Annotated in this window: 1 protein-coding gene, 2 pseudogenes and 1 other annotated feature; of the genes and pseudogenes, 1 reads left to right on the top strand and 2 read right to left on the bottom strand. The window is 66.5% G+C overall.

Features of this window, described 5'->3' with window-relative positions; translation table 11 throughout:
* Nucleotides 1-290, bottom strand: a pseudogene (locus ACL03I_RS39240) (IS3 family transposase); the annotation flags it as partial.
* Nucleotides 84-214 (bottom strand) — a sequence feature (AL1L pseudoknot). (Overlaps the previous pseudogene by 131 nt.)
* 8 nt (nucleotides 291-298) lie before the next feature.
* Nucleotides 299-579: pseudogene (locus ACL03I_RS39235) on the bottom strand (transposase); the annotation flags it as partial.
* Between the two features lie 252 nt (nucleotides 580-831).
* Here ACL03I_RS39235 and ACL03I_RS39230 point away from each other — a divergent pair.
* On the top strand, nucleotides 832-1,860 hold the full coding sequence (locus tag ACL03I_RS39230) for an IS110 family RNA-guided transposase (RefSeq protein ID WP_412808631.1): 1,029 nt from the start codon (nucleotides 832-834) through the stop codon (nucleotides 1,858-1,860).
* Nucleotides 1,861-1,882 lie beyond the last annotated feature (22 nt).

Genomic DNA, 1,882 nt, shown 5'->3' with positions numbered 1-1,882 from the left:
AGGTCGAACACCGCGTCGGCCGCGTGTGCATCAGCCCAGACCGCATCGCTGATGGCGCGCTTCTTCGTGGCGTAGTAGCTGGACGGGGCGATCTTGACCCCGTGCTCGGTGAGCACACGGCAGATCGGGTCGGCCCGAACCGGTGGCGGTGAGCGTCGATGTAGTCGACGATCACCGCAGTCGGCGGTCGAGCTCCGCCGCTGCGAAAAACGCGCTCGCCGTCCGCAACGTCCGCAAATATCGGTGGCCCTCCGCAATTCGGCCACCTCGCGGCGCAGCGCCTTCAGCTCCTCGGACTCCCACACCGGATCGTCAACACCGTCTTCGACCGCGTCCATTACGCACATTCACCAAGTCCCGGTCCTCGGGCGCCTGGTTGGGTTCGTATCCCAGGTGCTCGGTCATCTCCTCGCTCAGCGCGGTCTCGAGGACGGTCTTGGTGAACTGCTGGAGCAGCCCCTCCGGCCCCGTCAGGGACAAGCCCTGCTGTTTGGCCATCCGGACCAACTCCGCCGCTGCCAGCTGCTCGGCCGAGGCCTCGGCCTTCTCCTTCGCCACGACATCAAGTGTCGTCATCACGGCACCTTCCCGCTGACCATCCGGTCAGCGAATCAGGCCGGAAACACCGTTAGATCCAGTGTCACGATCACGGGGTCGGCCGGTTCGCTCTACCGTTAAATTCCCGCTTGCGTGGCTGTTGTGGATTCTGCGGCCGGCCGACACCCGGGACCGGCCGGGATGGCTTGAGAGGAGCGTGGCATCGCCCTGACTGGGGAGTGCCTTCCGACCGGTCCGTGCCACACCGCGATCGAAAAGGGTTGACACGCACCAATGATGGTCATCGGAATCGACGCGCACAAGCGCACCCACACCGCAGTCTCCGCTGACGAGCTCGGCCGGAAACTGTCCACCAAAACCGTCGGAACAACGAGCACTGATCATCTGGCGCTGCTGAAATGGGCGCGGGCACAGGCCGATCCGGAACGGCTATGGGCGCTGGAAGACTGCCGGAACATGACCCGTCGCCTTGAAAGCGACCTGATCGCCGCTGGCGAGCGCGTGGTCCGGGTTCCACCGAAACTGATGGCTCACGCCAGGGATTCGGCGCGAACCTACGGCAAGTCCGACCCGATCGACGCGTTAGCCATCGCCCGGGCTGCGTTGCGCGAACCCGACCTGCCGGTGGCCCGGCTCGATGGAGTCGAACGCGAGCTCCGGCTGCTGGTCGACCACCGAGAAGACCTCGTTGCCGAGCGCACTCGGGTGATCGCACGGCTGCGCTGGCACCTGCACGAGCTGGATCCGGGCTGGCTGCCGCCGGGCAAGCTCGAACGCGCCAGCGCCTACGACCGCGTCGCGGCCCACTTGGCCCAGTTCGACGAGCTCGTCGCCCGCCTGGCGATGACCCTGATCCAACACTGCCGACGGCTGACTATTGAGATCGATGAGCTGGCCGGTGAGATCGGCGAACGAGTCCAACGGATCGCGCCGTCGCTGCTGGCCATCGTCGGATGCGCGGCCTTGACCGCGGCGAAGATCATCGGCGAGACCGCCGGCGTCGACCGGTTCCGATCCAAGGACGCCTTCGCCCGCCACAACGGCAGCGCACCGCTGCCGGTCTGGTCGTCCAACCGAGCACGCCACCGTCTGTCCCGCACCGGGAACCGCCAACTCAACGCCGCGCTCCACCGCATCGCCCTCACACAGGCACGCTGCCACCCGGACGCACGAGCTCTGCTGGCCAGGCGCAAGGCCAAAGGCGACGGCGGCATGGAGGCGCTACGGATCCTCAAACGCCGACTCTCCGACGTCGTCTACCGTGCCATGCTCGCCGACCTGGAAACTCCTACCGCTGCTTGACAGAGGAGCAATCCACAGTCCC

The sequence above is a fragment of the Nocardia sichangensis genome, from assembly GCF_047200615.1.
Classification (GTDB): Bacteria; Actinomycetota; Actinomycetes; order Mycobacteriales; family Mycobacteriaceae; genus Nocardia; species Nocardia sichangensis.
Note: the sequence above shows the minus strand (reverse complement) of the source record. Positions and strands in the feature narration are given on the sequence as shown.

Excerpts from the sequence above, each read along its gene's own strand:
- ACL03I_RS39230 (WP_412808631.1), top strand. The coding sequence starts at position 832 with ATGATGGTCATCGGAATCGACGCGCACAAGCGCACCCACACCGCAGTC.